Annotated in this window: 21 protein-coding genes; 4 read left to right on the plus strand and 17 right to left on the minus strand. The window is 71.5% G+C overall.

Annotated features, from left to right (window positions below; genetic code table 11):
• Position 1 precedes the first annotated feature (1 nt).
• The 14 genes from uvrA to coaE form a co-directional block, all read right to left on the minus strand.
• Positions 2-2,905 (minus strand): excinuclease ABC subunit UvrA, encoded by a 2,904-nt coding sequence (uvrA, locus tag QM641_RS02040; protein ID WP_415112965.1) that lies wholly within the window; start codon positions 2,903-2,905, stop codon positions 2-4.
• 41 nt (positions 2,906-2,946) lie between these two features.
• Positions 2,947-3,480 carry a hypothetical protein gene (locus QM641_RS02045; RefSeq protein ID WP_415112967.1) on the minus strand — a complete coding sequence of 178 codons (534 nt, stop codon included), beginning with the start codon at positions 3,478-3,480 and terminating at the stop codon, positions 2,947-2,949.
• Positions 3,477-4,784 (minus strand): DUF58 domain-containing protein, encoded by a 1,308-nt coding sequence (locus QM641_RS02050; RefSeq protein WP_415112969.1) that lies wholly within the window; start codon positions 4,782-4,784, stop codon positions 3,477-3,479. Before QM641_RS02050 ends, QM641_RS02045 begins: the two co-directional genes overlap by 4 nt.
• Positions 4,781-5,755, minus strand: coding sequence for an AAA family ATPase (locus QM641_RS02055; protein WP_415112971.1), 975 nt, complete (start codon positions 5,753-5,755; stop codon positions 4,781-4,783). The genes QM641_RS02050 and QM641_RS02055 overlap by 4 nt, the downstream gene beginning before the upstream one ends.
• Positions 5,752-6,270 carry a hypothetical protein gene (locus tag QM641_RS02060; RefSeq protein WP_415112973.1) on the minus strand — a complete coding sequence of 173 codons (519 nt, stop codon included), beginning with the start codon at positions 6,268-6,270 and terminating at the stop codon, positions 5,752-5,754. The genes QM641_RS02055 and QM641_RS02060 overlap by 4 nt, the downstream gene beginning before the upstream one ends.
• Positions 6,267-6,965 (minus strand): DUF4129 domain-containing protein, encoded by a 699-nt coding sequence (locus QM641_RS02065; RefSeq protein WP_415112975.1) that lies wholly within the window; start codon positions 6,963-6,965, stop codon positions 6,267-6,269. Before QM641_RS02065 ends, QM641_RS02060 begins: the two co-directional genes overlap by 4 nt.
• A 12-nt stretch (positions 6,966-6,977) precedes the next feature.
• On the minus strand, positions 6,978-7,457 hold the full coding sequence (locus QM641_RS02070) for a MarR family winged helix-turn-helix transcriptional regulator (protein ID WP_415112977.1): 480 nt from the start codon (positions 7,455-7,457) through the stop codon (positions 6,978-6,980).
• 9 nt (positions 7,458-7,466) lie between these two features.
• Positions 7,467-8,993, minus strand: a complete 1,527-nt coding sequence (locus QM641_RS02075) for a UDP-N-acetylmuramoyl-L-alanyl-D-glutamate--2,6-diaminopimelate ligase (RefSeq protein WP_415112979.1) — start codon at positions 8,991-8,993, stop codon at positions 7,467-7,469.
• A 114-nt stretch (positions 8,994-9,107) separates the two neighbouring features.
• A complete protein-coding gene (locus QM641_RS02080; RefSeq protein ID WP_415112981.1) occupies positions 9,108-10,451 on the minus strand; it encodes a DUF222 domain-containing protein in 1,344 nt (447 codons plus the stop codon).
• A gap of 62 nt (positions 10,452-10,513) precedes the next feature.
• On the minus strand, positions 10,514-10,846 hold the full coding sequence (locus QM641_RS02085) for a TfoX/Sxy family protein (RefSeq protein ID WP_415112983.1): 333 nt from the start codon (positions 10,844-10,846) through the stop codon (positions 10,514-10,516).
• A gap of 142 nt (positions 10,847-10,988) precedes the next feature.
• Complete coding sequence (gene uvrB, locus QM641_RS02090; protein WP_415112985.1) at positions 10,989-13,067, minus strand: excinuclease ABC subunit UvrB; 2,079 nt, start codon at positions 13,065-13,067, stop codon at positions 10,989-10,991.
• Between the two features lie 61 nt (positions 13,068-13,128).
• Positions 13,129-13,515: a type II toxin-antitoxin system VapC family toxin gene (locus QM641_RS02095; RefSeq protein ID WP_415112987.1), complete on the minus strand. Its 387-nt coding sequence runs from the start codon at positions 13,513-13,515 to the stop codon at positions 13,129-13,131.
• Positions 13,512-13,751, minus strand: coding sequence for a type II toxin-antitoxin system Phd/YefM family antitoxin (locus QM641_RS02100; RefSeq protein WP_415112989.1), 240 nt, complete (start codon positions 13,749-13,751; stop codon positions 13,512-13,514). Before QM641_RS02100 ends, QM641_RS02095 begins: the two co-directional genes overlap by 4 nt.
• A gap of 287 nt (positions 13,752-14,038) precedes the next feature.
• Positions 14,039-14,638 (minus strand): dephospho-CoA kinase, encoded by a 600-nt coding sequence (gene coaE, locus QM641_RS02105; protein ID WP_415112991.1) that lies wholly within the window; start codon positions 14,636-14,638, stop codon positions 14,039-14,041.
• A 627-nt stretch (positions 14,639-15,265) separates the two neighbouring features.
• Here coaE and QM641_RS02110 point away from each other — a divergent pair.
• The gene (locus QM641_RS02110; protein ID WP_415112993.1) at positions 15,266-16,087 is read left to right on the plus strand and encodes a response regulator transcription factor; all 822 of its coding nucleotides are present in this window, start codon (positions 15,266-15,268) and stop codon (positions 16,085-16,087) included.
• Here QM641_RS02110 and QM641_RS02115 read toward each other — a convergent pair whose 3' ends face one another.
• Positions 16,088-17,251: a hypothetical protein gene (locus tag QM641_RS02115; RefSeq protein ID WP_415112995.1), complete on the minus strand. Its 1,164-nt coding sequence runs from the start codon at positions 17,249-17,251 to the stop codon at positions 16,088-16,090.
• A complete protein-coding gene (locus tag QM641_RS02120) occupies positions 17,248-18,918 on the minus strand; it encodes a sensor histidine kinase (protein ID WP_415112997.1) in 1,671 nt (556 codons plus the stop codon). Before QM641_RS02120 ends, QM641_RS02115 begins: the two co-directional genes overlap by 4 nt.
• Positions 18,919-19,040: 122 nt before the next feature.
• Between QM641_RS02120 and QM641_RS02125 the strand changes: the two genes are divergently transcribed.
• Positions 19,041-21,032, plus strand: coding sequence for an FAD/NAD(P)-binding protein (locus tag QM641_RS02125; RefSeq protein WP_415112999.1), 1,992 nt, complete (start codon positions 19,041-19,043; stop codon positions 21,030-21,032).
• A complete protein-coding gene (locus QM641_RS02130; protein WP_415113001.1) occupies positions 21,029-21,727 on the plus strand; it encodes an SDR family oxidoreductase in 699 nt (232 codons plus the stop codon). Before QM641_RS02125 ends, QM641_RS02130 begins: the two co-directional genes overlap by 4 nt.
• A gap of 58 nt (positions 21,728-21,785) precedes the next feature.
• Here QM641_RS02130 and rpsA read toward each other — a convergent pair whose 3' ends face one another.
• Complete coding sequence (gene rpsA / locus QM641_RS02135; protein ID WP_415113003.1) at positions 21,786-23,234, minus strand: 30S ribosomal protein S1; 1,449 nt, start codon at positions 23,232-23,234, stop codon at positions 21,786-21,788.
• Between the two features lie 185 nt (positions 23,235-23,419).
• Between rpsA and QM641_RS02140 the strand changes: the two genes are divergently transcribed.
• Entirely contained in the window at positions 23,420-24,331 is a 912-nt protein-coding gene (locus QM641_RS02140) for a 5'-3' exonuclease (protein ID WP_415078080.1), read from the plus strand.
• The last annotated feature ends 18 nt before the right edge of the window (positions 24,332-24,349 follow it).

A 24,349-nucleotide genomic window follows, 5' to 3' on the forward strand; every position in this document is an offset into this window, starting at 1 on the left:
GCTAGCCCGCCTTGCGCACCGCTGCCGTCGCGTCGGAGAGGAGCTCGGCCAGGAACGCGCCGGTGTGGCTGGCCGCGACACGGGCCACCTGCTCCGGAGTGCCCGTTGCGATCACCTCGCCGCCGCCGGAGCCGCCCTCAGGACCCAGGTCGATGACCCAGTCGGCCGACTTGACGACGTCGAGGTTGTGCTCGATGACGATGACGGTGTTGCCCTTGTCGACCAGCCCCCCGAGCACCTCCAGGAGCCTGCTGACGTCCTCGAAGTGAAGCCCCGTGGTCGGCTCGTCGAGCACGTAGACCGACCGGCCGTTGGAGCGGCGCTGCAGCTCGGTGGCGAGCTTGACGCGCTGCGCCTCGCCGCCCGACAGCGTCGTGGCCGACTGGCCGAGCCGCACGTAGCCGAGCCCGACGTCGACGAGCGTCTTCAGGTAGCGGTGGATGGCCGTGATCGGCTCGAAGAACTCGGCCGCCTCACAGATCGGCATCTCCAGCACCTCGGCGATGTTCTTGCCCTTGTAGTGCACGCTCAGGGTGTCGCGGTTGTAGCGCTTCCCGTGGCAGACCTCGCAGTCGACGTACACGTCGGGGAGGAAGTTCATCTCGATCTTGATCGTGCCGTCGCCCGAGCACGCCTCGCACCGGCCGCCCTTGACGTTGAAGCTGAACCGGCCGGGCTGGTACCCGCGCGCCTTGGCCTCGGGCGTCTCGCTGAAGAGCGTCCGGATGCGGTCGAACACGCCCGTGTAGGTCGCCGGGTTCGACCGCGGCGTGCGCCCGATCGGGGCCTGGTCGACATGCACGACCTTGTCGAGGTTGTCGAGCCCGGTCACGCGCGTGTGCTTGCCCGCGACACGGCGGGCGCCGTTGAGGCGGCCGGCGAGCACTTCGTAGAGGATGCCGTTGACCAGCGACGACTTTCCCGAGCCGCTCACGCCGGTGACGGCCGTGAGCACTCCGAGCGGGAACTCGACGGTCACGTTCTTGAGGTTGTTCTCGCGCGCTCCCACCACGCACAGCATGCGCGTGCGATCGATCGGCCGGCGCGTGTCCGGCACGGGGATCGTCCGGCGGCCGGACAGGTAGTCGCCGGTGAGGGATGCCGGCTCCTTCAGCAGCGCCGCGAGCGGACCCGAGTGCACGACCGCTCCCCCGTCGACCCCCGCGCGCGGTCCGATGTCGACGATCCAGTCCGCGGCGTGGATGGTCTCCTCGTCGTGCTCGACGACGATGAGCGTGTTCCCGAGGCTCTTCAGCGTCAGGAGCGTCTCGATGAGGCGGCGGTTGTCGCGCTGGTGCAGGCCGATCGACGGCTCGTCGAGAACGTACAGCACCCCGGTGAGCCCGGAGCCGATCTGGGTCGCGAGCCGGATGCGCTGGGCCTCGCCGCCGGAGAGCGAGCCCGCGGAACGGCTGAGGCTCAGATAGTTCAGTCCCACCTGGATGAGGAAGTCCAGCCGCGCACGGATCTCGCGCAGGACCGCCGCGGCGATCTTCGCCTCGCGCTCGGTGAGCACGAGCCGGGCGAAGTACTCCTGCGCCTCGCCGAGGCTCAGGCGCGAGGCATCCGCGATCGAATGCCCGTGCACGAGCACCGCGAGCACCTCCGGCTTCAGCCGCGCACCGTCGCACACCGGGCACGGCACCTCGCGCAGGTAGTCCGCCCAGCGCTGGCGCTGGCTGTCGGACTCGGCCTGGAGGTACTGGCGCTCGATGTACGGGACCACGCCCTCGAAGCCGGACGAGTACCGCATCTCGCGACCGTACTTGTTGCGCCAGCGGACGGTGACCTTGTAGTTCTCGCCGCGCAGCACCGCGTGGCGCACGTCGGAGGGCAGGTCGCGCCACGGCGTGTCGAGCGAGAACCCGAGGTCGTCCGCCAGTGCCTGCAGGAGCCGCTCGTAGTACTGGAACAGCCCCTTGCCCTGCGTGGTCCACGGGATGAGCACGCCCTCGCGGATCGACAGCTCCTCGTCGCCGAGCATGAGCTCGGTGTCGACCGACATCCGCGTGCCCAGGCCCGAGCACGCCGGGCACGCCCCGAACGGCGCGTTGAACGAGAACGTGCGCGGCTCGATCTCGGTCAGCTGCAGCGGGTGGCCGTTCGGACAGGCGAGCTTCTCGCTGAAGCTCTGCCACGCGGCATCCCCCTCCTCGTCGACGAAGTTGACCTGTACGATGCCGCCCGCGAGGCGCAGCGCCGTCTCGACCGAGTCGGTGACGCGGCCGAGGATCCCGGGGGCGGCGACGAGCCGGTCGACGACGACGGCGATGTCGTGCTTGTAGCTCTTCTTCAGCGCGGGCGGCTCGGCAAGCTGGACGAGCTCGCCGTCGACCACCGCGCGCGCGTAGCCCTTGGCCGACAGCTCCTTGAAGAGGTCGACGAACTCGCCCTTCTTCTGCGTCACGACCGGTGCCACGATCTGGTAACGCGTGCGCTCGGGGAGGTCGACGAGCTGATCGGCGATCTGCTGCACGGTCTGGCGCTGTATGCGTGCCCCGCAGTCGGGGCAGTGCGGGATGCCGATGCGCGCCCACAGCAGGCGCATGTAGTCGTGGATCTCGGTGATCGTGCCGACCGTCGAACGCGGGTTGCGGTTCGTGGACTTCTGGTCGATCGACACCGCGGGACTGAGCCCCTCGATGAAATCGACGTCGGGACGGTCGACCTGACCGAGGAACTGGCGGGCGTAGGCGCTCAGCGACTCGACGTACCGGCGCTGACCCTCGGCGAAGATCGTGTCGAACGCGAGACTGGACTTTCCCGATCCGGAAAGGCCCGTGAACACCACGAGAGCATCGCGCGGGATGTCCAGATCGACGTTCTTGAGATTGTGGACACGGGCGCCGCGGACACTGAGCACACCGCCCTGATGAGCGGACGCAGTGACGGGGACGATGGGCACCCGTCAAGTGTAGGCGGGGCCTCCGACACCGGCTCCGGCGGTCACTCCCGGGCGCCGCGCACGCTGCGCAGGAGCAGCAGCGCCACCCCCAGCAGGGCCAGTGCCCCCACCGGCGCCGCCCACGGCAGCGCGACGTCGCCGGCGGCAGGCAGCACCACACCCGCCGCCAGCACGACGGACTGCGAGACGGCCTGGATCGCGACGAACCGGCGCACGGTCGGCACCAGCACCCGCAGCTGGACCCGGGAGCGCACCGGGATCGCAAGCGCGAGGGAGCCGAGCACGTGCACCGCGTGCACGGCGCCGACCACAACAGCCGTGCGCCACAGCTCGGGCGGCACGAGCAGCAGTCCGAGCGCGAGCATCGCGGCGGCAAGCCACGCCGCCATCGTCCGCGGCACGAGCGCCGCGACAGCAGCGGCACCCACGCACAGCCACTGCCAGAGCGGGCCCGTCCCCGACACGAGCCCGACCGCGACGACCACGAGCAGTAGTGCGAGCCGCACCAGGGCGCCCGGCATCCAGGCGCCGACCGACAGCGTGTGCAGACGCGCGCCCTCCGAGCCGGCCCTCATCGCGCACCCCGCGCCGCGCGGACGGCGACGCCGTGCAGGGCCGCGGCGGCGGCATCCGCGTCCGGCGCCCACGCCACCACCTCCACGCCCACCCGCGCCAGCTCGCGGAGGACGTCCCGGCGCTCGGCGACCAGCAGCCGCAGCGCCGTGCGCTGGTCGGGGCTGAGGCCCGCCGCGTCGAGGATCGGCAACGTGTCGATCGCGACGACGCGATACCCCGACGCACGCCACAGCAGTGCCGGCTCCGCCGCACCGGACAGGAAGGGCGACAGGAGATACACGATCGAGCCGACCGGCACGGGGACGACGCGGCGCTGGGCAGGCTCCTCGCGCTCGGCATCGAGCGCGGCCAGCACCGAGACGATGCGACTGAGCTGGCGCGGGCCCGCCGCACCGCGCAGTGAGCGACCGGCCGGGTGCAGCTCGTGCAGGGCGACCCGGTCACCGGCCCTGATCGCGGCAGCGGCGATGGATGCCGCCGCCTCGCGAGCCAGGTCGAGCGAGGTCGTACCGCTGAGCTCGGGATCTCCGGTGCCCCACGTGGCGACCGACCGGCCCAGCTCGTCGGCCGTATCGAGCACCAGCACGACCGATGCGTCGCTGAGCGTGTTCGTACGACGGACGAACAGATCGCCCGGGCGGCGGGCCAGCCGTGCCGTGGCCCGCCAGTCCACGCGGCGCAGCTCGTCTCCGGGTGCGAACGCGTCGATGTCGCGGAACTCGCCGCCCGGCCCCGGGCGCGCACCCTCGTACGATCCGTGCAGCCCCCGCAGCCGCGCCGGCAGCGGCAGCGCCGGGATGCGGCGCACGCGAGGCGCGGCGAGCCACACGACACGCCCGCCGTCGGCGTGCGTGCTCGCCCACGCGCCGTCCATGCGCAGCAGGCGCGCGGTCACGCCCACGAGCTCCCCCGGTCCGGAGTGCAGCAGACGGCTGCGGATCTGCACGACCCCGCCGCGGGGCGCGACCTCGACGGTGCGCCGGTGCTTTCCGCCCAGGGTGACGCACAGCTGCACGACGTCGGCCGCGGTCTGGTCGTCGACGACGATGCGGGCCTGGATGTCGGCATCCGCCTGGCCGCCCTCGGCGGACAGCTCGATGCGGGGCGCGCCGCGCGCGGAGGGCGCTCGTGCGGCGATCGTCGTCCACAGTGCCAGCGGCAGTGCCGCCACGACCACGTCGGCTCGGGCGGACATGAGCCCCGCGGCCGCGATCGCCAGCGCCGTCGCGCCGCCCATCGCGAGCGCCGGCATCGCGTGCCAGCGCACTGCCCGGCGCTGGCCGGTGAACACCCGCGCGCTCATCCCGGGCCCGCCGACATGGTCGGCGGCACCGGCACCTGGCTCACCACCGACGCCACGATCGACTCGGTCGACACCTCCTGCGCCCAGGCCTGCGGCGTCAGGGTGAGCCGGTGCGCGAGCGCCGGCACCGCGACGCGCTTGATGTCGTCGGGACGCACGAACGCCCGCCCGTCCAGCGCCGCCAGCGACCTGCCGAGCAGCAGCAGCGCCTGCGATCCGCGCGGCGACGCGCCGACAGCCACCCGCTGCGCCGAGCGGGTCATGCGCGCGAGGGCCACGCAGTATCGGGCCACGTCCGGGTCGACGTGGATCCGCTCGACCGCCGCCTGGATGCGCAGCAGCCCGGCCGCGTCGACCACCGGCGCCACCGCGACGTCGGGGCGCCCGCGGCGCACGCGCTGCAGGAGGATCTCGGCCTCGCCCTCCACGGTCGGGTAGCCCACCGCCAGGCGCACCATGAAGCGGTCCAGCTGTGCCTCCGGCAGGGCGTACGTGCCCTCGTACTCGATCGGGTTCGAGGTGGCGATGACGTGGAACGGCGCGGGCAGGGCGAACCGGTTCCCCTCCACCGTGACCTGATGCTCGGCCATCGCCTCCAGCATCGCCGACTGCGTCTTGGGCGTCGTGCGGTTGATCTCATCGGCCAGCAGCAGACCGGTGAAGATCGGTCCGGGCCGGAACTGGAACTCACCCGACGCCGGAGCGTAGACGTAGGAGCCGGTGACATCGCCCGGGAGCAGGTCGGGTGTGCATTGCAGGCGCCGGAACTCCAGGCCGAGGGCCGCCGCGAGGCTGCGCGCCGCGAGCGTCTTGCCGAGGCCGGGCACGTCCTCGATGAGAACGTGCCCGCCGGCGAGGATCGCCGCCAGGGCGATCTCCAGGGTGTCGTCCATTCCCACCACGGCGGTGCGCACGCGCTGCAGCACCTGGTGTCCGGTATCGGCGATCTCCTCGAATGCAGCGTCGCTCATCGGTCCTCCTCCTCGGCGGCGTTGTCGAGCCGATCGATCACATCCAGCGCGCGGTCGAGGTGCTCGCGGGTCGCTGCGCGCGCGAAGGCGAGCTCGAGAGCGTGCCCGCCCACGAGGGCCTGCGCTGTCGCCATACCCTCGGGGCCGAGGAGGGCCTGCGCATCGGCCCGCGTCTGCGCATCGCCCAGGTCGACGCCGTGCCGCGCCATCCGCCGTCGCAGCAGCTCGCGGACGCGCAGCGTCACCGCCGGTCCCGCCGTGTCGGTGCTCGTGGTGAACGACCACGCGAGCCGGTCGACCTCCGATCCACGCATGCGTCGTGGCGGCATCGGGGGCGGCCGGTCCGACGGGGAACGCCGGACCCCGATGCCGATGCCGATGACCACGACGGCCAGGAGGATCCCCCACGCGATCGCGAACGGCGGCGACACGCCCACCACGCTGAGCAGGGCCGTGAGCAGCAGCCCGAGCACGGCCGCCATCGGCAGCAGAGCCGACCCGCGCCGTGCCGTCACTGCCACTCCCATTCGATCCGCACGAGTGCGTCGTGCGCGGCCGCCCGGTCGTGCTCGTCCGCCTCGTATCGGCCGAACCGCACGCGCTCGTAGAGCCCCAGCAGTGCGGCCACATCCGGCGCGACAGCCGTACGCCGCGCGACGATCCGCCGCGTGAACTCCGCGGGGGTCTCAGACCTGCCGCGCTCCACCCCCGTGCGCGCAGCGCTGTCCTCGAGCCAGACCCACGCCGCGATGATCGCGTCGCGGGGAAAGCGGTGCTCCTCGATGACCCGCAGCGCCTCGACCACGCCCTCGTGCACCATCTCCTCGACCGGCTCGACCGTCGGGGCCACCGCTTCGGCGGAAAGCTCGCCCCCCGCGCGCACGCGGACTCGACGGCGACGCAGCAGACGCACGAGCGCGCGCACGATCGCGTACAGCGCCCATGCGGTCAGCACCGCCGCGACGATCATCACGAGCAGCCACGCGACCGCTCCCTCCGATGCCGTAGCCTCCGGCCGCTCCGCCCGGGGCGTCACCTCCGGCGGCGGAGGCGTGGGCGAAGCAAGCGGCGTCTGCTCCCAGAGCGGACCCCGGCGGTCGAAGACCGGAACGCCCTGCGTGCCGGCAGCGATCATCGCGACCACGAACAGCCCGGCGACGGCGACGAGGACCCACACGCGATCCGCGACCGAGGGGCGGGTAGCGCGCATGGTGAGACCGCGCTATGCCTGCGGGTCGGCGGGGCGATCGGCGGCAGGGCGGATCGACCCACGGCGACCGGCGAGCGGTGCGAGGCCGTCACGGACCGCGATCACCTGGGCGATGTCGAGCCCCGACAGCTCCATGATGCGACCGGGCACGTGCACCGCCTCGTCCCGCAGCCGCATACCCGCCTCGGTCAGCGAGATCTCCAGCACGCGCTCGTCGTCCGCCCGGCGCGCGCGGGCGACGCGGCCCTGGGCCTCGAGCCGTTTGACCAGCGGCGAGAGGGTCGCCGGCTCCATCACGAGCTCCTCGGCCAGGTCTCCCAGCGAGCGGGGCGCCCGCTCCCAGAGGGCCAGCATGACCAGATACTGAGGGTGAGTCAGACCGAGCGGATCGAGCACGGGCCGGTAGAGCGAGACGACGTTGCGCGCAGCGGTGACGATCGCGAAGCAGAGCTGGTTCTCCAGCTTGAGGATCTCCTCGGCCGTGGCGCCCACATGTGCAGTCTACCCCGACGTTATTTCGGACCCTAACGATTGCTGCCGCAGAGCCCGGAGGACCTCGTCGGGGTCGCTGTGCGGCACGATCCCGTCGGCGGTGATCTGGTGGCGCTCGTCGCCCTTGCCGACGATCGCGAGCGTGTCGCCCGTGCGCGCGAGCCGGACGGCGAGATGGATCGCCTCGGCTCGGCCGGCGACCTCGTGCACCTCGGCCGTGGTCGACTGCGTGCCGGCGACCACGGCACGACGGATCGACGCGGGATCCTCGGTGGCGGGGTTGTCGTCGGTGACGATGACGATGTCGGATGCCGTGGCCGCGAACCGCCCCATCAGGGGTCTCTTGTGGGCGTCGCGGTCTCCGTTCGATCCGATCACCGTGATGATGCGGCCCGGCGTGGTCGGGCGCAGCGCGCGCAGCAGCGCGTTGATGGCCTCGGGCTTGTGGCCGGCGTCGAGGACGACCCGGAAGTCGGCGTCGACAGGGAAGAACTGCACGCGGCCCTCGACGCCCTCGAAGGCCGCCAGTCCCGGGACGAGCGCGGCGACGGGGTAGCCGACCTCGCCGAGCGCGGCGATCGCAGCGAGGTTGTTGCTCACGTTGAAGATGCCGTGGAGCTTCGTACGGAAGCGTTCGCGCTGCCCGTCGGGCGAGCGCACCGTGAACGAGGAGCCCGCCGCATCCAGCTCGATGTCCTCGGCCACCCAAGCGGCCTCACGGCCCTCGACGGAGAACGTCGCGGTGGCGACCCCGAGATCGCGGGCGAGCCGGCGCCCGGCCGAGGAGTCGATGTTGACCAGGGCCCGCCGCGATCGCGCAGGCGTCAGCAGCTCCCGCTTCGCGGCGAGGTAGTTCGCCTGGTTGCCGTGGAAGTCGCGGTGATCGTGGCCGAGGTTGAGGAAGACGCCGACGTCGAAGCGGATGCCGTCGACCCGGCCGAGCGGGATCGAGTGGCTCGAGACCTCTGCCGTGGCGACCTCGACGCCCTGTTCCCGCATGACCGCGAGGAGCGCGTGCAGCTGCGGCGCCTCGGGGGTCGTGAGGGTCGAAGCCACCGGCATCCCACCGATGCGCGTGCCCATCGACCCGATGACCCCGCAGCGCGACGCGCCGATCGCGGCCTCGACGATGAAGGTCGTGGAGGTCTTGCCCTGCGTGCCTGTGATGCCGATCGTCTTGACGGCCTGGGCGGGGTAGCCGTAGAGCCATGCCGAGAGCCGGCCGACGATCGCGCGCGGGTCGGGGACCACGAGGCGCGGGATGCCGGGGGGGAGCAGTTCCGCGCCGGCCGGGTCGGTGAGCACCGCGACCGCGCCCGCCGCCAGCGCGTCGACGACGAAACGGGCGCCGTGGGTCGTCGCGCCGGGGGCAGCGACGAACAGGTCGCCCGGGACGATGGCTTTGCTGCTCAGCGCGATGCCGGTGACGACGGCATCGCCCGCGGCCGCGGCGCCGGGCAGCTGCGCGGCGACGTCGTGCAGTCCGTGCCGCAGCGGGTGCGCCGGTCGGTTGGCCAGTGGCTGGGCGGTCGCCATGCGCGTTCCTTCGATCCGATCTCGCGAGACGAGGCTACTTCTTATCGAAGGGATAGGCAATTCATTGATTGGTGGGCACGACTCAGCCTGAACCGCACACGGCGGCGTCGGTGCTCAGGTGACGAGGTCGTACCGGTGTCTGCCGCCCAGGCGCGGCGTGCGCTCGGGATCGATCCACGGAGGCGGGATCATCCAGACCTTCGCATCGATTCCCGGCCCTTCGACGCGGACCTCCCACCCGTCATCGTGCAATCGGTGATGGCACGCGACACACAGCAGCACCCCATTGGCCAGGTCGGTGCGCCCGCCATGGCACCACCAGCGCAGATGGTGGGCGATGCACTGATCCGGCGGAGCCCCGCACCCCACGCATCCGCCGTCCCGCTCCGCGAGAGCGAGCCGCAGCGCGGGAGTGAACAGCCGTCTTGCGCGACCCAGGTCGAGGATCTCCGATTCCCCACCGAGAACCACCGGCACCACCTGCAGGTCGGCGGCGAGCCGTCGCACCCGCCCCGCGTCGACCGGCTGATCGATCCCGTCGATCGTCGCGTTCCCCACTCCGGTGCGGAGGGCATCGAGGTCCATCCTCACCACCACGGTCGTCGTGGGAAGCGTGGGAACCTGCGTACAGGCGAGCGCATGCCGGCAGAACTCGATCAACGCATCGGCCTGAATCTGCCGCACCGATCGCTGGTCGGCCTCCGCCTCATCGCCGCCCTGCTCGTTCATGCGTTCGTTCCGGCGGAACACGGCCGTGACCATGCCCTCGATCGCCACTTTCACGGGCGCCCCGGCGACCGCATCGGAGACGAACACGAGGCGGAGCGCGCCGTCCCTTTCGCTGATCGTCAACGACCGGTCCGCGTGGATCTCGGCGCTCTTCCGCGCCACCTCACCAGGGTCGAGCTGAGCTTCGGCCCGTGCCAGCAGCTTTGCGAGCTGATCCGGCCGCAGTCCCGGCGCCGCCTGCACCAGATGCGCCTCCATCTCGGCCGCCGCCTCCCGGTCCGCCCGAGGACCGATCCGATCCAGGAGCCCGACGATCGCCGCCGCCGCAGTCACCCCGAGTCGCCCCTCACGAACGGCGACGGCCACGTGCGGGTGCTTGTCGGGAAGCACCTCACCGAGAAGCGACAGCTGCGGGGCGGTCGCCTCACCGACCTGCACCAGCCGCTTCGCCTCACCCACCGGCACGCCCGTCACCGCTGAGATCATCGACTCCGGAGACCGGAACCCCTGCTTCCTGGCCAGCGAGTCCTTGCCGAGGGCGCTGCGTGACTGCCGGGCGATCTCTGCGGCGATCGGCGCCATCGCGGCATCCACCTGCCGCCGCAGTGCCCCGAACGCCTCATTCACCGCCACCAGCTCCCCTGGCGACAACGACTCGACCGACCGATCACCACCGGCCGCGGCGAGCGCCGTCAGCGCCTCAGCGATACCGGCCAATGGAGTGGACATACCTCGATTATAGAACATCTATCCGATAGAGCACAAGCCACAATCGAATATTTCTTCCCGATTCACTGTCTACCGTGGTACTCCTGTGCGACGTCGACCCAGAACAGCAGTCGCTCCTCGTCGGCCAGTGCCTCGCCGTCGACGGTGAGCCAGCTCGGCCCCATCGATCGTCGCGCGGCGCCCATCTCCGCCTGGTGCGCACCCGGCTGGAGGAGGAGCTCCGCACTGTCCGCCGGGTCGACCCGCACGAGCAGGTCGCCGTCGCCCCACGCCGCGACCAGCAGCCGATCGTCGACCATGAACGCGAGGCTTCCGAACATCGGCTTCTGCACGACATTCTCGCCGATCAGCAGCGCGCGGATGCGGTCGGCCAGCTCGGTACGCTTCACGTTCACGCGACCCTCCTCCTCGGCTCTCTCGTGAGCCTAACCGGCACCCTCGCGGGCGGAACCGGCACCCTCGCGCGAACAATCGGCACCCTCGCGGGGAGAACAGGCACCCTCGCGAGAACAACCGGCACCCTCGCGCGGGGGGCGGTCACGCGTGGCCGGCGCGCTCCATCGCGCGCAGCTCCTTCTTGAGGTCCTGCACCTCGTCGCGCAGTCGCGCGGCGAGCTCGAACTTCAACTCCCCCGCGGCGGCGAGCATCTGACCCGTCAGGTCTTCGATCGTCGCCTCCAGCTGCGTCGCGCCTTCCGCGGCGATCCCCTGCCGCAGTTGCGGCGTCGGGCTCTTGCCGCGGCCCGACTTCGTCTTCGACGACGCCTTGCCGCGCATCATCCGATCGGTGTCCGACGCCTCGCGCGCGAGCGCATCGGTGATGTCGGCGATCTTCTTGCGCAGCGGCTGCGGATCGATGCCGTGCTCGGCGTTGTACGCGAGCTGCTTCTCGCGCCGCCGGTCGGTCTCGTCGATCGCCGAGCGCATCGAGTCGGTCATGTTGTCGGCGTACATGTGCACCTCGCCCGACACGTTGCGCGCCGCGCGGCCGATCGTCTGGATGAGCGACGTGCCGCTGCGCAGGAACCCCTCCTTGTCGGCATCCAGGATCGCGACGAGCGACACCTCGGGGAGGTCGAGGCCCTCGCGGAGCAGATTGATGCCGACGAGCACGTCGTAGACACCCTGCCGCAGTTCGGTGAGCAGCTCGACACGGCGCAGCGTGTCGACGTCGGAGTGCAGGTAGCGCACCCGCACGCCGTGCTCGCCGAGGAAGTCGGTGAGCTCCTCGGCCATGCGCTTGGTGAGCGTCGTCACAAGCACGCGCTCGTCGCGCCCGACGCGCACGCGGATCTCCTCCAGCAGGTCGTCGATCTGCCCCTTCGAGGGCTTGACGACGATGTGCGGGTCGACGAGGCCGGTGGGGCGGATGATCTGCTCCACGACGCCGTCGGCGATGCCCATCTCGTAACGCCCGGGGGTGGCCGACAGGTACACGGTCTGCCCGATGCGCGCCTTGAACTCGTCGAACCGCAGCGGCCGGTTGTCGAGCGCCGAGGGCAGCCGGAAGCCGTGCTCGACGAGGGTGCGCTTGCGCGAGGCATCCCCCTCGTACATCGCCCCCACCTGCGGCACCGTCACGTGCGACTCGTCGATCACGAGCAGGAAGTCGTCGGGGAAGAAGTCCAGCAGCGTGTGCGGGGGCTCGCCCGCCGATCGCCCGTCGAGGTGACGGGAGTAGTTCTCGATGCCCGAGCAGAACCCGAGCTGCTGCAGCATCTCGAGGTCGAACGTCGTGCGCATGCGCAGGCGCTGGGCCTCCAGGAGCTTGCCCTGTCCCTCCAGCTCGGCCAGCCGCTCGGCCAGCTCGGTCTCGATCGTCCCGATCGCGCGCTGCACCGTGTCGGTGCCGGCGACGTAGTGGGATGCCGGGAAGATCGGCACGCTGTCGAGCCGCTGCACGATGTCGCCGGTGAGCGGATGGAGCATGTACAGCGCCTCGATCTCGTCGCCGAACAGCTCGATGCGCACCGCGAACTCCTCGTACACGGGGATGATCTCGATCGTGTCGCCGCGCACCCGGAAGTTGCCGCGCGAGAAGTCGACGTCGTTGCGGTTGTACTGCATCGCGATGAACTTGCGGATGAGGGCGTCGCGGTCGTACCGCTCGCCCACCTGCAGCGCGACCATCGCGCGCAGGTACTCCTCGGGCGCCCCCAGACCGTAGATGCAGGAGACGGTCGAGACGACGACGACGTCACGGCGACTCAGCAGCGAGTTCGTCGTCGAGTGGCGCAGGCGCTCGACCTCGGCGTTGATCGACGAGTCCTTCTCGATGAAGGTGTCCGTCTGCGGCACGTACGCCTCGGGCTGGTAGTAGTCGTAGTAGCTCACGAAGTACTCGACGGCGTTGTGCGGCAGGAGCTCTCGGAACTCGTTGGCCAGCTGCGCGGCGAGCGTCTTGTTGTGCGCCAGGACCAGGGTCGGCCGCTGCACCTGCTCGACGAGCCATGCCGTCGTGGCCGACTTGCCGGTGCCGGTCGCCCCGAGGAGCACCACATCGGTCTCACCGGCGCCTATGCGCGCCGCGAGCTCGGCGATGGCCTGCGGCTGGTCGCCGCTGGGCTCGTAGTCGCTCACGACCTCGAACGGCCGCACGGATCGCGTCGTCTGCATCCCTCAAGGGTAGGACGGACCTCCGACATCGGGGGCGGCGGCCGAGCGGCTGCCGGAGCCCTCAGACGAGTCGCACCGGTGAGCCGTAGGCGGCGACGAGCGTGTCGCCGGTCAGCAGGGTGGATCCCTCGGCACGTGCTTGCGCGACGAGGATCCGGTCGAACGGGTCGCGGTGCAACGGCGGCAGGTCGCTGACGGCGGCGCCGTGCGCACCGGTCACGGCGAGCTCCGCATAGCCGTTCTCCAGCAACCCCCGGCGAAGCACTCGCGAGTCGGCGTCGAAGTCCGCCCGGCCCAGAGAGGCCTCGATGCTCACCTCCCAGATGCTTGCCGCGCTGAAGACGAGCTCGTTCGACTCACGCTCGATCTCCTCGCGAGCACCAGGGGACAGTCGGGCGGGCTCGTAGGCCGCCCAGAGCAGCAGGTGCGTGTCGAGCAGCAGGATCATGCGGTGCCCTCGAACCGATCGGCGATCGCGTCCGCTGCCATGGTGTCGAAGTCGTCCGGCACCGATCCGCGGCCGGCGAGAAAGCCCGTGCGCACCTGCGTCATCGGCGCATCGACCCTCACAAGCTTGGCGACCGGCCTGCCCGCCTTCGCAATGACGATCGTCTCGCCGGATGCCGCCGCGTCGACCAGTCGCGAGAACCTCGTCTTCGCGTCGTGGATGTTCACACTGTTCATCGTCTCGCCCTCCGCCGACACCGTGCGGACTAAGCTTATCGGACTAGCCTCGAGCGAAGCCCACCCGCATCCCGCCCCGCCGGCGGCAGCCGGGCTCAGAGGTCGTCGTCCTCGCCGGACTCGAAGTCGCCGGTGGCGAAGTCGTCCCACTCGGGCTCGACGTGCTGCGGATGCTGTGGCGTGCAGAGCCTGGTCATGGTGCCCCTCGCCTTCCGTGCTCTTTCCGCCACGCTAGCTCCGCCGCGTGAACGCACGATGTCGCGGCGGTCACCCGTACATGTCGTCGGTCAGCGCGCGGACAGCCGCGCCCACAACTCGTCGACCTGACGGAGCGTCTCCTCGACAGTGCCGGTCGTGTCGATCACGACGTCCGCCACGGCGAGGCGCTCCTGGTCGGAGACCTGCGAGCGGATGCGGGCCGCGGCATCCGCCTCGCTCAGCCCGCGCAGCTCGACGAGGCGCCGCTCCCGCACGGATGCGGGGGCGTGGGCGACGACCACGAGGTCCCACGGGTCGTCGACCCGCGCCTCGACCAGGAGCGGCACGTCGTACACGACCACGGCGCCGGGGTCTTCGGCGAACGCCGCCGCGAACCGGCGCGCCGACTCCGCGCGCACCGCGGGGTGCACGAGGGCGTTCAGTCGCGCCACCGCAGCGGGGTCCCCGAACACGCGGGCGCCGAGCGCCGCCCGATCCAGCGACCCGTCGTCGCGGATCATCGCCGCGCCGAACTCCGCCGCGATCGCCCCGAGCACCGGCGATCCCGGCTGCTGCACCTCGCGCACGAGCGCGTCGGCGTCGACCACGACCGCGCCGTGCTCGGCGAGCCGGCGCGCGATCGTGGACTTGCCGGAGGCGATGCCTCCGGTGAGGGCGACAAGCGGCACGCGTCGAGCATCCCATGCCCCCGGCGCGCTCGCGCACCCTATGCAGGCGCATAAAACCTCAGGATCGCCTCAGGAACCGGATCTGAAGGCGCCCTTGAGCGTCGATGAAGGCTCCACTGAGGAGCGGTCCGTAACTTCTCTCACGTGGGAACGCACGGGAACGATCTGGGGAGATCGCGACCGGGCGGGCGGCTCTGGGGAACCGCCTCCACGGCACGGTCTGGGGCCGTGCCGACCACGGTGCGCTGGGGAGCGCACCGTCAGATTTCGCTGCGCGGTCTGGGGCCGCGCAGCGACGACGCGCGTTGGGGAGCGCGAAAAGACCGCCTCATGGGCGCGCCGCTGGGGCGGCGCGTCCGGGAGGCACCCGGGAGTGCGGATGCCGCTGGGGATGCGACCGCACTCCTCCCCCCGCGCCGCCGCGACGAACGTCGAGGAGACACCGTGACAGCTTGCCCGAAGCTGACCGCTCGTCTCCCGTTCGTCGCGGCGGCGTCTTCGCGCTGCGACCCGGTCGCCGGGTGACACGGGATGCCTGGGGACGCGTTCAAGAGACTGTTCTGGGATATCATCGCCGGTGTCGAGGATTCCGGAGAGCCGGATCCTTCTGTCAGCGGGGGGGAAACCGTGGACGACAGTCGTGTCGCCGTCGTGATCGAGGACGAAGCCGACATCCGGCAACTGCTGAGCGATGTGCTCCAGTCGGCCGGGTTCAACGTGCACGCCGCGGGGTCCGGGCTCGAGGGTGTCGAGCTCGTCCGCGCGCATCGTCCGGTCGTGACGACGCTGGATGTCAGCCTGCCCGGGATCGACGGCTTCGAGACCGCCAAGCGCATCCGCGCGATCTCCAGCACCTACCTCGTCATGCTCACCGCCCGAAGCGAGGAGATCGATGCCCTGCAGGGTCTCGAGTCCGGGGCCGACGACTACGTCACCAAGCCGTTCCGGCCGCGGGAGCTGCGCGCGCGCATCGAGGCGATGCTGCGACGGCCCCGCACCCACGCGGCGGCGCCGCCCGAGACGGCGAGCGCTCCCCCCTTGTCCGCCGAGCCCGCGCGCGCCGAGCCCGCGCCTGCGCCCGCCGTGACGGCCGCGCCTGCGCCCGATCGCGTGGATCCGGCCGCCGACGACGGCGGGTGGCTCGAGCACCGCGGACTGCGGGTGCATCCGGACATGCGCATCGCGGTGCGCGACGACGAGAACGTCGACCTGACCCGCAGCGAGTTCGACATCCTCGTCGATCTGCTCGCCGCGCGGGGCCGCGTCGTCGGCAAAGCCCAGTTGGCGCTCATGCTGCGCGGCGACTACGGCAGCGACTTCGTCAGCGACGCCGACGCGCGCGCGATCGAGGTGCACATGGCCAATCTGCGCCGCAAGCTCGGCGAATCTCCCGCCCGCCCGCGCTGGATCGAGACGGTGCGTGGCGTCGGCTACCGCCTCACGCGGTGATCACACCTCCGCGAAGACGTCGGTCGGGCCGATGTTCGTCGAGATGACGCGCGATGCCTCCTGTGCCGCGCGCACGAGCGAGCCGGCGCTGTAGCCCGCGACGTCGCTGAGCACGGCGCTCACCGCGACGAACGGGATCACCGCGCCCACGACGCCGCTGAGCTCCTCGAAGAGCCCCCGACGGATGCGGCGCGCGATGCGGCGGGCCTCCTCGGGAGAGGACGGCTGGATGCTCACGAGCATGCCGCCGAGGCCGTCCTCCCCGATGAACGACGATGACGGGGCGTAGCGGCGCACGCCCTCGCGGAACGAGACGAGCACCAGCTCGGCCGCCTCGTTGCCGAACGCGGTGCCGATCGAGGGCAGATCGTCGATCCGAGCCGAGACGACGCCGACGAGCTCGCCGCGCTGCTGCGCGCGACCCGCCGTGTCGGCGAGGATGCGTTCGAACGACGATGCCGGCATGATGCCCTCGTCGCTGAGCTCGAGCCGGGTCGTGCCGACCGAGCCGCGCAGGCGCACGCGGCCCGACAGCAGCACGGTCGTGACCACCATGGCCACGATCGACAGCGAGATCGTCAGGAAGCTCGTGGTGACAGTGCTGAACCATGTGGTGAACACGGCGCTGTGCGGTCCCGCCACGACGAAGACGATCGTGCGCGCGAGGTAGTAGAGCGCCTGCAGACCGAGCACGAACGCGAGCCCCCACGACTCCCGGTGACGCCCCATGTCGCCGCGGAAGCACTCGACGGCTCCGAGGGCTGCGAACGCCATGAGACCGACGAACATCACCTCCGCTCCAGCCCAGTCCCCGCCTGCCGGACCGAGGGCCAGTACGATCGCCAGCTCCGCGGCGGCGACGACCCCGACCGCGGCGGCGGCCACCGGCATCCGCCGCTCGTTGAACCGCCGCGCGCCGAGCCACATGCATCCGGTGCCGCAGATGAAGGCGGAATTGCCCACCCCGGCGGTCCACCACGCGTCCGGGCTGGAGGCCCAGGCGAAGTACGCGACGACGGTGAGAAGGCCCGCGAGGAAGCCCAGCGCCCAGATGCGGCCGGCGAGCTCGTCGTTGCGCAGCAGCATGCCGACGATGAAGACCACGCTCGTGACGATGACGACCAGGGCGGTCAGGAACGTCACCGTGAGCAGATCGAGGTTCATGACGAGACCTCCTTCTCGACCTCGGGGGCGTGTCGGTGGGCGGGCAGGCGCACCACGAACGTCGTTCCGGCGCCGGGTCTGCTCTGCGCCGTGATCTCACCGCCGTGCGAGCGCACGATCTCGCGCGAGATCGCCAGCCCGAGGCCGCTGCCGTGCGTCGAGGTCTTGCGCACGGCATCCGCCCGGAAGAATCTGTCGAACAGCCGCGGCAGCTCGGTCTCGGAGATCCCGATTCCCGAGTCGCGCACGACGACCCAGGCGTGGTCCGCATCGGAGGTCGTGCCCACTTCGACCGTCCCACCGTCGACGTTGTACTTGATCGCGTTGGAGAGCAGGTTGTCGAGCACCTGCCGGATGCGGGCGGGGTCTGCCCACGCGGGAGCGGGCTCGACTCCGGACACGTCGAAGCGGATGCCGCGCTCCGCAGCCCGCGGCGTGTGCAGCTCGACGGCCGAGCGCATGATCTCGGCGACGTCGATGTCGCTCGGCTCGATGCTCAGCTCGGCGGTCGAGCGCGCTGAGACCGACGCCGTCAGGATGTCGGCGACGATCGCGAGCAGCCGGTTGGCGTTGCGCTCGGCGACCTCGAGGCCGCGCCGCGCGGACGGGGGCAGCTCGCCGTCGAGCACGAGGTCGAGGTAGCCCACGATCGAGGTGAGCGGCGTGCGCAGCTCGTGCGACACCGAGGCCACCAGATCCTCGCGAGCCCTGATCGCGACGAGCTCGGCGGTCACATCGCGCGAGACCACGACCGAGCCGACGTCAGCGCCCGCGTCGTCGTGCAGGCGCCGCGCGGTGACCGTCAGTGCCCGCCGGTTCTCCCCGGGAGCGCCGAACCACACCACGCGGTCGTCGAAGGTCTCGCCGCGCAGCGCGCGCGCGAGCGGCTGGTCGCGCGGGTCGAGCGGCGTGATGCCGTCGCGATCGAACACCGGTGCCGGCGGGCGCTCGTCGTCCTCCTCCATGGCCAGCTGCAGCCGCCCGTGCGCGTCGTTGGCCACGGCCACGCGACCATCGCGCCCCAGCCGGATGATGCCGAAGTCGACGGCGTCGAACACCTCGGTGAGCGTCTCCTCCTGCTGCCGGGCGCGCGCCAGCGCCTCTCCCAGCAGCCGGGTCTGGTTGTCCAGGAGCCGGCGCTGCAGCTGGGAGCGCCGCGCAGTGAGGTAGCTCGTGGTCGCGACGGCGACGACCGCGATCGGCAGCAGCACCGTCCCGAAGGTCAGCTCGCTCACCGAGGTGATCGTGGAGGCGACGAAGATCGCCGGGATCGAGACGATCGAGAAGTACAGGCCCGGCAGTGCGAAGCTGCCCGCGAGCCACATGGCCGGGAAGATCCACAGCAGCCCGAGCGAAGCGCCGGGCGTCGACTCGCGCATAGCGGTGATCGCGGCGATGTCGATGATCGGCACGATCGCGCTGGCTGACTCGGGCAGCCGATTCCACGGCAATCCGATGGCTGCGGCGGTCGCGACGAAGATCGTCAGGACACCGAGGAAGTACAGCCCCTCGTCGCCGGGCAGCCCCTCCGCGTAGCCTGCGACGGCGATCACGAGGACGACCGCACCGAGCAGAAGCTGATTCAGCGCCACCGTGCGGGCGCGGGCGCGGTCCCCCAGCGGCACGCCGGCGAAGGCGTGCCGTGGGCTGTGCGCGGCCGAGGACATGAGCCGACGCTATCGCGGCGGTCCCGTCCGCGCCGCGACGCCGCGCCCTCGTGCGCCCGCTACGAGGGCTTGGGCGAGCTTTCCGGCGCCTATGCGGCCCGAACTGGCGTATAAACGGATGGATGCCTCGCCCCTCCCTCCCCACGATCGCTCTCATCGGCGCGGGCCCGCGCGGGGTGTCGCTGCTGGAGCGCATCGGCGCGACGCTGGCGGAGCAGCCCGGCGCCCCGCTGGCGATCCACGTGGTCGACGACACCGAGATCGGTGCCGGCCGCGTGTGGCGCACCGACCAGCCGCGGGAGCTGTGCATGAACACGCTCGCCGACGCGGTCACGCTCTTCACCGACGAGTCCGCGACGATCGACGGCGCCATCCGACCCGGGCCCACCCTGTTCGAGTGGTGCGTGCTCGTACGCGACCGTGCGGACCGGCAGGCGGCATCCGCCGCCTCGATCGCGCGCATCGCCGCGGATCGCGTCGCCGTCTTCGACCGCACCCCGGTGCGCCCCGGGCTCGCGGACGACTATCGCGACGAGCTCGCCGCACTGGTGCCGCACTCCCACCCGAGCCGGGCGCTGTACGGCGAGTACTGCCGCTGGTGCTTCGCGGCGGCTGTGGCGGGTCTGCCCGCTTCCGTCGAGATCGACTCCCACCTCGCCCGAGCCACCGCGATCGCCCGGCGCGCCGGCCGCGAGGTCGTCGCCCTCGACGACGGCACCGAGCTCGTCGCCGACGCGGTCGTGCTCGCGACCGGCTGGATGCCGCGGCGCGCGACCGCCGCCGAGCGCGGGCTCCTGGCCGCCGTCGCAGCGCACCCCGGACTCGTGTGGGTGCGCCCCGACTCCCCGATCGATCAGGAACTGGACTCGGTGCCCGACCGCGCCGACGTGATCGTGCGGGGGCTCGGGATGGGCTTCTTCGATGCGATGGCCCTCCTCACCGTGGGGCGCGGCGGACGCTTCGTCGACGACCCCGACGCCCCCGGGGGCCTGCGCTACGAGCAGTCCGGGCGCGAGCCCGTGTTGCACGCCACCTCGCCGCGCGGCGTCCCCTACCGCGCGAAGTCCCTGTACGGGTCGCTGCCGCCGCGGGCGCCGCAGCGGCATCTGCGCGGACTCGACGCGGGCGCGTTGCCCCGGCCCGCCGACTTCGACGAGGCGGTCTGGCCGCTCGTGCTCAAAGACGCGTTCGCCGACTACCACGACACGCTCCACCGGGTGCGGCCGGATGCCGTCACGGGAAGCCTCACAGACCTCCAGGCGGCGATCGACGCCTCCGACGGCACGATCGAGGCGCTCGCCGCGGCGGTCGCGCCGTTCGTCCCCGATGTCGCCGACCGCTTCGACCTCGCCGCGGCGCTGGACCCCGCCGCGGGCCGCTTCGACTCGCCCGCGGCGTTCGACGCGTGGGTCCGGGCCTACCTCGCCGACGATCTCGCCGAGGCCGAGCTCGGCCGCGACAGCGCGCTCAAGGCCGGACTGTGGTCGATCGGGTCGGCACGCCGGCCCGCCAGCGCGCTGGGCGCGTTCGGCGGCTACGACGCCGAGTCGCGCGCGGGAGGCTTCCGCCGGCTGCATTCCGTGGGCGGCATGTTCGGCTCGGGGCCGCCGGCGTTTCGCAACCGGCAGCTGCTGGCCCTCGCCGCCGCGGGCATCGTGCACTTCATCGGACCGCGCGCCCAGGTCACCGCATCCGACGGCGTCTTCCGCGCCGCCTCGCCCGTCGTGGCCGGCTCCGAGGTCGAGGCCACCGTGCTCGTGGACGCGTGGATGCACGCCCATGACGTGTCGGCCAGCGCCGACCCGCTCGTGCATTCCCTGCTGGCCGCCGGCCGTGCCCGGGCCTTCGCGGTCTCCGCGCGCAGCGGCGAGCCGGTACCGACCGGGGGGTTCGACATCGACCCCGAAACCGGCCTGCTCGTGCACCCGGACGGGACGGTCGACCCGGCCGTCCACGTCGCCGGCATCCCGCTCGACGAGCTCACCCACGACACGATCATCAGCCCGATGCCGGGGACCGACCCGGCGATGCTGCGCGAGACCGACCGGGTCGCGCGCAGCGCGCTGCGCATCGCCGAGGCGGCCCGCCGCACCTCTGGAAGGAGCACGACATGACCGACGATCGACCCGTCGCCCTCGTCACGGGGGCCTCCGGCGGCATGGGCGGCGAGATCGCCCGCGACCTCGCCCGCACGCACCGTGTCGTGGCCGTCGGCCGCGACGCAGCCGCACTGACGGCGCTGGCCGGCGCCGGCGTCGAGACCTGGCGGCTCGACCTCACCGACACCGCGCGGCTCGCCGCGCACACCGCGCGGCTCGACCGCCTCGACGTGCTCGTGCACGCCGCCGCGACCGGCGGCGCGCACTCGGTCGCCGAGGCCACCGAGGAGGACTGGCTCGGTCAGCTCGCCGTGAACGTCGTGGCCCCGGCCGTGCTCACGCGCCTCGTGCTGCCGCTGCTGCGTACGGCATCGGGCACCGTCGTGTTCATCGGATCGGGCGCCGGTACGCGGCCGGTGCCGGGAAGCGCCGTGTACACGGCATCCAAGCACGCGCTGCGCGGCCTGGCCGATGTCCTCCGCATCGACGAGGAGCCGCACCGCGTCCGCGTCGTCACGATCGCCCCCGGCCAGACCGACACCGCGATGCTCCGCGGCGGCATCGCACGTGCCGGGGGCCTCTACGAGCCGGAACGGTACATCGCGCCGAGCACCGTGGCATCCGTCGTGCGCTTCGTCGTCGATGCCCCCGCCGACACCCAGCTCACCGACATCGCGGTGCGCCCCCGTCAGGAGATCGCCCGCCTGTAGCCGCCGACGCGGAAGGGCCGGGACCCGCAGGTCCCGGCCCTTCCGACCGCTCAGCGGCTCAGCGTCCCGACAGCTTCTCGCGCAGGGCCGCGAGCGCCTCGTCGTCGGCCAACGTGCCGGCCGCGGTCGCGTCGGAGGAGAAGGACGAGCCCTCCGCATCGGCGGGAGCGGCAGACTCCGCCTCGATCGAGCTGACGACCTGGGCCTTGTGGGCCTCCCAGCGCGCCTGGGCCGCGGCGTACTCCTGCTCCCATTTCTCGCGCTCGGCGTCGAAGCCTTCCTTCCACTGGTTGGTCTCCGGGTCGAACCCGTCGGGGTACTTGTACTCCCCGTTCTCGTCGTACTCGGTGACCATGCCGTACAGAGCCGGGTCGAACTCGGTGCCGTAGGGGTCGACCGACTCGATCGCCTGCTTGAGCGACAGCGAGATGCGGCGGCGCTCCAGGTCGATGTCGATGACCTTGACGAAGACCTCTTCGCCGACCGAGACGACCTGCTCGGCGAGCTCGACGTGCTTGCCGCTGAGCTCGGAGATGTGCACGAGGCCCTCGATGCCGTCCGCGACGCGCACGAACGCGCCGAACGGGACGAGCTTGGTGACCTTGCCCGGGGTGACCTGGCCGATGGCGTGGGTGCGGGCGAAGACCTGCCACGGGTCCTCCTGCGTCGCCTTCAGCGACAGCGAGACGCGCTCGCGGTCGAGGTCGACCTCGAGGATCTCGACGGTGACCTCCTGGCCCACCTCGACGACCTCGCTGGCGTGCTCGATGTGCTTCCAGCTCAGCTCGGAGACGTGCACGAGGCCGTCCACGCCGCCGAGGTCGACGAACGCGCCGAAGTTGACGATCGACGAGACGACGCCCTTGCGGACCTGGCCCTTGTGCAGGTTGTTGAGGAAGGTGGTGCGCGACTCGGACTGCGTCTGCTCGAGCAGCGCGCGGCGCGAGAGCACGACGTTGTTGCGGTTCTTGTCGAGCTCGAGGATCTTCGCCTCGATCTCCTGGCCGAGGTACGGCGTGAGGTCGCGGACGCGGCGCAGCTCGATGAGCGACGCGGGAAGGAAGCCGCGGAGGCCAATGTCGACGATGAGGCCGCCCTTGACGACCTCGATCACAGAGCCGGTGACGACGCCGTCATCCTCCTTGATCTTCTCCACGTCGCCCCACGCGCGCTCGTACTGCGCGCGCTTCTTCGACAGGATGAGACGGCCTTCCTTGTCCTCCTTCTGGAGAACGAGGGCCTCGACGTGGTCGCCGACGTTGACGACCTCGTTGGGGTCGACGTCGTGCTTGATGCTCAGCTCGCGCGAGGGGATGACGCCCTCGGTCTTGTAGCCGACGTCGAGCAGCACCTCGTCGCGGTCGATCTTGACGATCGTGCCCTCGATGATGTCGCCGTCGTTGAAGAACTTCAGGGTCTTCTCGACCGCGGCCAGGAAGTCCTCAGCAGATCCGATGTCGTTGATGGCGACCTGCTTGGTGGCCGGGGCGGTCGTTGCGGTAGTCATGTAGTGGGTTGTCCTTGGGAAATGTGGTGTCGGGCACGCACACGCCGAAGCGGTCCGCGCGGGGTGGATTTTTGTGTGGATGTCGCGCGCGCATGCCAAAGGCGTCACACGCGTGACACTCCAGAGTATCAGAGGCCGCGCCCGGCGTCGGCGGCGCGTGCGAGGATGAGCCCGTGCCGCGCCTTATGCTCCTGGACACCGCCGCCCTGTACTTCCGCGCGTTCCACGGCGTGCCCGACACCGTGCGATCGCCCGACGGCCGGCCCGTGAACGCCGTGCGGGGGCTCCTCGACATGATCGCCCGGCTCACCGCCGAGTTCTCCCCCACGCATCTCGTCGCGTGCTGGGACGACGATTGGCGCCCGCGGTGGCGCGTCGACCTGATCCCGAGCTACAAGGCCCATCGCGTGGCCCCGGAGGCCGTGGGCGGGCCGGATGTCGAAACGGTCCCCGACCCGCTCGAGGCGCAGGTGCCGGTCATTCGCGAGGTGCTCGCCGCCCTCGGCATCGCCATCGTGGGCGCCGCCGAGCACGAGGCCGACGACGTCATCGGCACTCTGGCGGCCACCGCCGACATGCCCGTCGACGTCGTCACCGGCGACCGCGACCTCTTCCAGGTCGTCGACGACGCCCGCGCCGTGCGCGTCGTCTACACCGGGCGCGGGATGGCGCGCCTCGAGGTGCTCGACGACGCGGCAGTGCTCGCCAGGCACGGCGTGCACGCGGCGCAGTACGCCGACCTGGCAGCGCTGCGCGGCGACCCCTCCGACGGCCTTCCCGGCATCGCCGGCATCGGCGAGAAGACCGCGGCGCAGTTGCTCGCGAAATTCGGCGACCTCGACGGCATCCGCGCCGCCGCCAGCGACCCGAGCTCGCCCATGGCCGCGTCCGTGCGCGCGAAGCTCGAGGCCGCGAGCGACTACCTGGACGTCGCCCCCTCCGTTGTGGAGGTCGTGCGCGACCTCGCGCTGGCTCCGTTCGACGCGGGGCTGAGGCCCCTCAGCCCCGAGCAGCAGGCGGAGCTGGCGCGCCTGTCCGCCGAGCACGGCATCGGCACGTCGGTCGAGCGGGTCATCCGGTCGTTGAGCGAGCCGTAGGCGAGTCGAAACGCAACG

Source organism: Microbacterium sp. (assembly GCF_047605725.1).
GTDB lineage: Bacteria > Actinomycetota > Actinomycetes > Actinomycetales > Microbacteriaceae > Microbacterium.

Excerpts from the sequence above, each read along its gene's own strand:
- QM641_RS02045 (WP_415112967.1), bottom strand. The coding sequence starts at position 3,480 with ATGAGGGCCGGCTCGGAGGGCGCGCGTCTGCACACGCTGTCGGTCGGC.
- QM641_RS02050 (WP_415112969.1), bottom strand. The coding sequence starts at position 4,784 with ATGAGCGCGCGGGTGTTCACCGGCCAGCGCCGGGCAGTGCGCTGGCAC.
- QM641_RS02055 (WP_415112971.1), bottom strand. The coding sequence starts at position 5,755 with ATGAGCGACGCTGCATTCGAGGAGATCGCCGATACCGGACACCAGGTG.
- QM641_RS02065 (WP_415112975.1), bottom strand. The coding sequence starts at position 6,965 with ATGCGCGCTACCCGCCCCTCGGTCGCGGATCGCGTGTGGGTCCTCGTC.
- QM641_RS02075 (WP_415112979.1), bottom strand. The coding sequence starts at position 8,993 with ATGGCGACCGCCCAGCCACTGGCCAACCGACCGGCGCACCCGCTGCGG.
- QM641_RS02080 (WP_415112981.1), bottom strand. The coding sequence starts at position 10,451 with ATGTCCACTCCATTGGCCGGTATCGCTGAGGCGCTGACGGCGCTCGCC.
- uvrB (WP_415112985.1), bottom strand. The coding sequence starts at position 13,067 with ATGCAGACGACGCGATCCGTGCGGCCGTTCGAGGTCGTGAGCGACTAC.
- QM641_RS02095 (WP_415112987.1), bottom strand. The coding sequence starts at position 13,515 with ATGATCCTGCTGCTCGACACGCACCTGCTGCTCTGGGCGGCCTACGAG.
- QM641_RS02100 (WP_415112989.1), bottom strand. The coding sequence starts at position 13,751 with ATGAACAGTGTGAACATCCACGACGCGAAGACGAGGTTCTCGCGACTG.
- QM641_RS02115 (WP_415112995.1), bottom strand. The coding sequence starts at position 17,251 with ATGAACCTCGATCTGCTCACGGTGACGTTCCTGACCGCCCTGGTCGTC.
- QM641_RS02120 (WP_415112997.1), bottom strand. The coding sequence starts at position 18,918 with ATGTCCTCGGCCGCGCACAGCCCACGGCACGCCTTCGCCGGCGTGCCG.
- QM641_RS02125 (WP_415112999.1), top strand. The coding sequence starts at position 19,041 with ATGCCTCGCCCCTCCCTCCCCACGATCGCTCTCATCGGCGCGGGCCCG.
- QM641_RS02130 (WP_415113001.1), top strand. The coding sequence starts at position 21,029 with ATGACCGACGATCGACCCGTCGCCCTCGTCACGGGGGCCTCCGGCGGC.
- rpsA (WP_415113003.1), bottom strand. The coding sequence starts at position 23,234 with ATGACTACCGCAACGACCGCCCCGGCCACCAAGCAGGTCGCCATCAAC.
- QM641_RS02140 (WP_415078080.1), top strand. The coding sequence starts at position 23,420 with ATGCTCCTGGACACCGCCGCCCTGTACTTCCGCGCGTTCCACGGCGTG.